At 41.6% G+C, this 7033-nt stretch carries 6 protein-coding genes, 1 rRNA gene and 1 other annotated feature; of the genes, 2 read left to right on the top strand and 5 right to left on the bottom strand.

Annotated elements, in window-relative coordinates:
• The 3 genes from VKA52_RS14705 to leuS all read right to left on the bottom strand — a co-directional run.
• A 16S ribosomal RNA gene (locus VKA52_RS14705) occupies positions 1 to 82 on the bottom strand; the annotation flags it as partial.
• A 444-nt stretch (positions 83 to 526) separates the two neighbouring features.
• The gene (locus tag VKA52_RS14700) at positions 527 to 838 is read right to left on the bottom strand and encodes a rhodanese-like domain-containing protein (RefSeq protein WP_160911781.1); all 312 of its coding nucleotides are present in this window, start codon (positions 836 to 838) and stop codon (positions 527 to 529) included.
• Between the two features lie 118 nt (positions 839 to 956).
• Positions 957 to 3371, bottom strand: a complete 2415-nt coding sequence (gene leuS, locus VKA52_RS14695) for a leucine--tRNA ligase (protein ID WP_326316229.1) — start codon at positions 3369 to 3371, stop codon at positions 957 to 959.
• Between the two features lie 51 nt (positions 3372 to 3422).
• Positions 3423 to 3637: a binding site (T-box leader), on the bottom strand.
• 130 nt (positions 3638 to 3767) lie between these two features.
• Between leuS and VKA52_RS14690 the strand changes: the two genes are divergently transcribed.
• On the top strand, positions 3768 to 4343 hold the full coding sequence (locus VKA52_RS14690; RefSeq protein WP_326316228.1) for a class I SAM-dependent methyltransferase: 576 nt from the start codon (positions 3768 to 3770) through the stop codon (positions 4341 to 4343).
• 57 nt (positions 4344 to 4400) lie between these two features.
• Here the strand turns inward: VKA52_RS14690 and VKA52_RS14685 are convergent, their stop codons facing one another.
• Together VKA52_RS14685 and VKA52_RS14680 are read right to left on the bottom strand one after the other, a co-directional pair.
• On the bottom strand, positions 4401 to 5441 hold the full coding sequence (locus VKA52_RS14685; RefSeq protein WP_326316230.1) for a tetraprenyl-beta-curcumene synthase family protein: 1041 nt from the start codon (positions 5439 to 5441) through the stop codon (positions 4401 to 4403).
• A gap of 56 nt (positions 5442 to 5497) precedes the next feature.
• Positions 5498 to 6274, bottom strand: a complete 777-nt coding sequence (locus tag VKA52_RS14680; RefSeq protein ID WP_326316227.1) for an alpha/beta hydrolase — start codon at positions 6272 to 6274, stop codon at positions 5498 to 5500.
• A 59-nt stretch (positions 6275 to 6333) separates the two neighbouring features.
• On the opposite strand from VKA52_RS14680, the gene VKA52_RS14675 reads away from it, so the two are divergent.
• Positions 6334 to 6849, top strand: a complete 516-nt coding sequence (locus VKA52_RS14675) for a gamma carbonic anhydrase (protein ID WP_160911771.1) — start codon at positions 6334 to 6336, stop codon at positions 6847 to 6849.
• Positions 6850 to 7033 lie beyond the last annotated feature (184 nt).

Below are 7033 nucleotides of genomic sequence, written 5' to 3'. Positions count from 1 at the left end.
CCACTCGCTTCCCGCGCTCGACTTGCATGTATTAGGCACGCCGCCAGCGTTCGTCCTGAGCCAGGATCAAACTCTCCATAAAAGTTAAGTTTGACTTGCTCATTTGCACACCGAATGTGCTTTGTTTCAAATCTCTTCTATAAAGAAGAAATGTTTTGACGTACTGGTTGGTTCGTTCAGTTTTCAAAGATCAACTACTGCCTTACCCGACAGTAATCAAATTCTAGCATAATCAACTATATATCGTCAATAGCTTTAATAGAATTTGTTGAATTAAATCTCTAAAAGAGATGTTTTGCGTGCTGCCAAATAAGCAACGTTACCTATAATACATCGTGTGCTTCCTAACGTCAATAGTTTCATAGAATTTTTTTAATGTAATTGCGAAAACCAGGAAGAGGAATGAATAAAAGCCCCTCCTCTAAAGAAGGGGCACATAATATGTGTGCAGGATCATTCGACATCCCGTAATAAAGAGGGACGTGTGAAATCATAGAAAACAGCCGATTAAACAAGACCTCCCATTTTAAAAAACAAGCTCACCTTGCCATTTCAACATTCCGCCTTCCATGTTCTGTACGTTACCGAAACCTCTTTCTTTCATGAATTCGGCAGCGTTCATACTCCGGCGCCCGGAACGGCAGATCATCACATACTCTTGATCCTTAGGCAAATCTTCAATCTTCTCAGGAATATCACCGAGGCGTATATGCTTTGCATTCGGCACCATACCTTGTGAAACCTCTTCATCTTCTCTGACATCAATTATAGTAAAATCATCGTTATTGTTCATTTTCTCTTCCACTTGTTGAGGTGTGATTTCTTTAATTTGGCTCATTTTTATCCCTCCATATTAATCGTCACATTAATTTTAATTTACTGTTCATTAAAGTCAAGGCATACGGCCACTCATAAAAAAGCACCCTGCATACAAAAACAGGGTGCTTATAACTCATTTAATTGGCTACAATATTAACTAACTTTCCTGGTACGGCAATGACTTTTCTAACTGTCTTTCCTTCCAGCCACTGCATTACGTCGGCATTTTCAAGTGCCTGTTTTTCAAGATCTTCTTTGGAAGCTTCCTTATTGACCATCATTTTCGCTCGCACTTTACCCATAACCTGTACTACGATTTCTACTTCATCTTCTACAAGTTTGGATTCGTCATACTCCGGCCATGGTTGATAGCTGATCGTTTCAGAGTGCCCAAGTTTCTGCCATAGTTCTTCTGCAAGGTGTGGAGCGACAGGAGATAGAAGTTTAACAAAACCTTCTACATACTCTTTCGGTAAAACGTCTGCTTTATAACCATCGTTAATAAAGACCATCATTTGAGAGATTCCCGTATTGAAACGAAGGGCTTCAAAGTTTTCGGTCACTTTTTTAACGGTTTCATGGTAGACCTTCTCTAACGAAGTATCCCCTGCATTCTTTTTAATTGCTTCAGACAATTCGTCTTCCACAACAAATAGTCGCCATACACGATCAAGGAAACGACGAGCCCCGTCCAAGCCGTTCTCAGACCATGCTACTGAAGCATCAAGCGGCCCCATAAACATTTCATAAAGTCTCAAAGTGTCTGCTCCGTGAGAGTAGACGATGTCATCAGGATTGACTACATTCCCTTTAGACTTACTCATTTTTTCATTATTTTCTCCAAGAATCATGCCTTGGTTGAATAGCTTTTGGAATGGTTCTTTGGTTGGAACGACTCCTGCATCATAAAGGACTTTGTGCCAGAAACGTGCATACAACAGGTGAAGAACTGCGTGCTCTGCACCACCAATATACACATCAACCGGAAGCCACTTTTTCAAGGCTTCATAATCAGCAAACGTTTCCTCATTGTTCGCATCAATATAACGAAGGTAATACCAGCAGCTACCTGCCCATTGTGGCATTGTATTCGTTTCCCTGCGTCCCTTCATCCCTGTTTCAGGATCTACAACATTAACCCATTCATCAATATTAGCAAGCGGGGATTCCCCGGTGCCGGATGGTTTGATTTCCGTCGTTTTCGGAAGTTTAACAGGAAGCTCTTCTTCCTTGACTGCGGTAATTGATCCATCTTCCCAATGGATGACAGGAATCGGCTCACCCCAATAACGCTGACGGCTGAAGAGCCAATCACGAAGGCGGTAAGTCGTTTGCTTCTTACCTTTCCCGTTTTCTTCAAGCCATTGGATCGCTTTTTCAATCGCTTCATCTTTCCCAAGTCCGTTCAAGAAGTCAGAGTTGATGTGCGGTCCATCTCCAGTGTACGCTTCTTCCTCGACACTTCCTCCCTCTACGACTGGTATAATGGGAAGGTCAAATTTCTGAGCGAATTCAAAATCTCTTTCATCGTGTGCAGGGACCGCCATAATGGCACCGCTGCCGTAGCTCATCAATACGTAATCAGCCACCCAGATGGGAAGTTTTTCTCCATTAATCGGATTGATCGCATACGAACCAGTGAAGACACCTGATTTATCCTTAGCCAAGTCTGTACGCTCAAGATCACTCTTGTTTTGTGCTTTTTCGATATATGTGGATACGGCATTCTTCTGTTCTGATGTGACGATTTCATCGACCAGCGGATGTTCTGGCGCGACAACGGCATAAGTTGCACCGAATAATGTATCCGGACGAGTGGTAAACACGTCAAAAGATTGGTCAAACCCATCAATTTCAAAAGTGACTTCTGCCCCTTCTGACTTGCCGATCCAATTTCTCTGCATATCTTTAATGCTTTCCGGCCAATCCAATTCTTCCAGATCTTCTAGAAGACGATCCGCATAAGCTGTAATCTTCAGCATCCACTGTTTCATCGGGCGACGTTCAACAGGGTGATCTCCTCGTTCACTACGACCATCGATAACTTCTTCGTTCGCAAGTACCGTCCCAAGAGCCGGACACCAGTTCACGGCTACTTCGTCAATATAGGCCAGACCCTTTTCATAAAGCTTCAAGAATATCCATTGCGTCCATTTATAGTAATCAGGGTCTGTCGTGTTTACTTCTCGATCCCAATCATAAGAAAACCCAAGTTCCTGAATTTGCCTGCGGAAGGTATCTATGTTTTGTTTTGTGAATTCCTCAGGGTCATTTCCTGTATCCAGTGCATATTGTTCTGCCGGAAGTCCAAAAGCATCCCAACCAATTGGATGAAGCACTTCATACCCCTGCATACGCTTCATGCGGGACAGGATGTCTGTAGCTGTGTATCCTTCCGGGTGCCCAACGTGTAGGCCTGCACCTGATGGGTATGGGAACATATCCAATGCATAGAATTTCTTTTTGTCTGAATAACTGTCTGTCTTGAACGTCTTTTCTTCAAGCCAGTATTTCTGCCATTTCTTTTCAATGGTCTTATGATCAAAAGCCATTTCATTGCCTCCTCATAATCTCTCTAAAAATATAAAAAGCCCCTCATCCCAGTATGGGACGAGAGGCTTGATTCCCGCGGTACCACCCAAATTAACACATCTGTGTTCAACTTGACGTCAATAACGGCGACCACACCGGCAGAAACTACTTGGTTTCACTTCTGCGACATCCAAGGCGAGTTCATGAATTTCAAGGACAGCTTCCACCAGCCGCTGCCTCTCTATCACTTGAAAGAATCACTACTACTCCTTTTCAACGTCATGCTACTATTATAACCGTATATTAATGAATGAAAACAGCTTTGTCAAGCGGGGCCTGCCTACCCGATCGTTCTTCTACAGGAAAGGGATGTTCGTGCTACAATACTAAAGAACAATACAATTGGAGGATATTACATGACGATTGAACGAATTTTAGACTATGCCCATTCTTTGATAAAAAAAACGATAGAACCAGGAGATGCCGCAATAGATGGTACCTGTGGCAACGGTCACGATACTGCTTTTCTAGCTGAACTTGTAGGAGAGGAAGGACATGTATATGCCTTTGATGTGCAGGAAAAAGCCATCTCCAACACCAAGGAGCGTTTAGCAGAACACGGACTTGCAAACCATACAAGCCTTATCCATGATTCCCATGCAAATGTACAAAACTACCTAAAAGACAAACACCAACACAACATATCCGCTGCCATTTACAATCTAGGTTATTTGCCAGGCAGTGATAAAAGTGTGGTAACCAAGCCTGAAGGGACCATCCAGTCGGTCGAAAACGTACTGGAGACTTTAAAAAAAGGTGGACTGGTGGTTTTAGTCGTCTATCATGGACACCCCGGGGGTGCTGAAGAGAAAGAAGCCATCCTGGATTATGTATCAGGGTTAGATTCAAAGCACTATCAAGTCCTCCATTACGGGTTTATCAATAAGAAGAGAACGCCACCCTTTATCTTAGCCATCGAGAAACTCTCATAATCCTATGTTTTCATCTTAGAAGTATTAGTTTACCTATAAGAGAAAAAGCCTGGTCGGTTAAATTTCACGACCAGGCTTTAATTTATGGTACATCTTTGTATTGTAATAAAAGAACGTCGCTTTCTTACCACTTACTTTTAACATTTCTTTCACGAAGCTTTTAGCATTTGAAAGTCTGCCCACTTTACGATCAGCTAGATACATGCCAACGAGCCCTTCATGTATCATTTGGTGAAAGGATGCATCTGGAAGCCTTTGAATTTCCTCATGTGTCCTTTCAACAAAATACCGGAAACGTGTCTTCATTTCTTCTTCATGATCGTAGTAAGCACAGAAATTCAAATCTCCCTCTTTTTCATCTTCTTCTTGATCAATATAATAATCAAGTAAGATATGTAATCCCTGCATATATGGAAAGTAACTTCTTTCAATTTGACGGGATAACGATGCATCCATCTTTCCACTCAACGTATAGGACACGAGGCAGAAAATTCCTAAAGTAGACCCTGTACACGCTGAAAATTCATACCAGCTAAGCTCTGGCCACTCTTTTTGATAATCCTTGAACCAATTCTGCAGTCTTGGAATCCTCTCATTTTCGATAACATGTTTATGAACTTGCAGATCACCATATAACTTACCTAACTTTATCGCCTGCTCCTTAACGGTTGGATAGTCGTCCGCTTGGGAAAGGACTTGCTGGCACGTTTTCACAAGTTCATGGAGGTATCCTCCATCATCCTGCTCCTCACGATAGATATAATAATCTTTTAATGAATTCCCTGGTGTCAGGGCATCGATCATAGATTCATGTAGCATTCTGAAATCGTCAGGGTTCATGGAGGTGCTCCGGTCACATAGGTTATCCAGATAGTCACTGATGGTTTGGTAAGCAACAATGAAACGAATAGCCTGTTTATCGTTGCCTCGGGAGAGAACCGAGTAAATAGATCCACCTTCACAGTGAAACGTCTTTTCTTCAATACTTGCTAAAGCTTGACTTCTAAGTTCTTCGTCAGGAATCGATTTCGCTCTTTGGATCCAATAAGACAATTCATCATGAACAGCAGGAAAAATATTTCGATACACCCTGTACATTAAAAGGATGGCGTTGCCTGGGACTGCACGTGTCAAAAGAAATCCTCCTTGCCGATTTACTTTATATGGTCTTCTAAAAAGGATTGCGTATGTTGATAAACATCTTTCCATTCAGGCTCATTAAAAATTTCATGATAAAGACCAGGCCACTGTTTGTACCTTTTTTCTTTCACCTGTACCCGGTCAAACCATTCCACTGTCTTCTCTATTCTCACCATATAATCATCTTCAGCCTGCATTAGTAATAAAGGGATATCAGGAAAGCGTTGAATATCAGAGAACGCTTCTCTCGTCGCTTTTTGAAATTCACGATACCAGCGAACAGAGACTTTATCAATAATCATAGGATCTTGTTGAAACTCTATAATTTTATCCTTATTGCGTGTGATATATTCAGGATCTTGAGGTGCCTTGAGTCTTAATGATGGAATAAAAGTGTTTAAAATATACGACACCATTTCCAAAGGCAGACTCGCTTTTTTTAAAAGTCCCAGTGCAGGTGAAGAGAGAATGACACCATCCACCTTTGGTTGAGCAATCTCCATTGTTCTTACAACCGCAAGACCTCCCATACTATGACCCATTAAAAATATCTTTTTATTGGGGTCCGCCTCTTGGATCCACATCATTATGGTATTGACATAATCCTGAAAAGAACGGATATGTCCACTTTTCCCTGAAGAACGCCCCTGACCTGGAAGATCGCCGTAAATAACAGAGTATCCATCCTTTTGAAGTTGGTCGACCAGTTCATGGTACCGCCCTGAATGTTCAAAGGCTCCATGAACGAGCACAACCGTAGCGCGATCATTGACTGATTCTATTTTCTTCACAGCATCTCCCTCTTTTCTTCTGCTATACTATCAATAGTATTAGTATAAGGGGGTTTTTCATGATTTGCGAATATAAAGGAAAGATACCTGATATTCATCCAAGCGCCTATGTAGCTGAGGATGCTGTGATTACAGGGGATGTAACTATTCAAGAAAACGCCAGTGTTTGGTTTAAGACCGTAATTAGAGGAGATGTTGCTCCTGTACATATTGGTAAGAACTCAAATATTCAAGATTTGAGCCTTTTACATCAAAGCCCGGACAAACCTTTAATTATTGAAGATGGAGTTACCATCGGTCACCAAGTCACACTTCACTCCGCTCATATAAAAGAAAATGCATTAATCGGCATGGGGTCGCTTATTCTGGATGGCGCTGTTATTGGTGAACAAGCTTTTATCGGCGCTGGGAGTCTTGTCCCACCCGGGAAAGTGATTCCACCGAATACACTCGCTTTCGGACGTCCAGCCAAAGTCATAAGAGAACTGAATGAAGAAGATATAAAAGAACTCAATCGGATAAGGAAAAGTTACGTGGAAAAAGGGCAGTATTATAAAAAAATACGAGAATCATAATTCCATAAGTTATCTGAACAATAAAAAAACCGTTCCAACAATGTAGAGTGACCTAATAAAATGAGACTTAATAGAACACCTTCAAAGTGCTAATACTACTTACACTTGGAGGTGTTTTTCTTATGGGTAAGAAAGTTCATTATCCCGAAGAAGTAAAGAAAAAAGTTGTTCAATTAAAGTTAGA

The organism is Halobacillus sp. HZG1 (assembly GCF_035818575.1).
Taxonomy (GTDB): domain Bacteria; phylum Bacillota; class Bacilli; order Bacillales; family Halobacillaceae; genus Halobacillus; species Halobacillus litoralis.
Note: the sequence above shows the minus strand (reverse complement) of the source record. Positions and strands in the feature narration are given on the sequence as shown.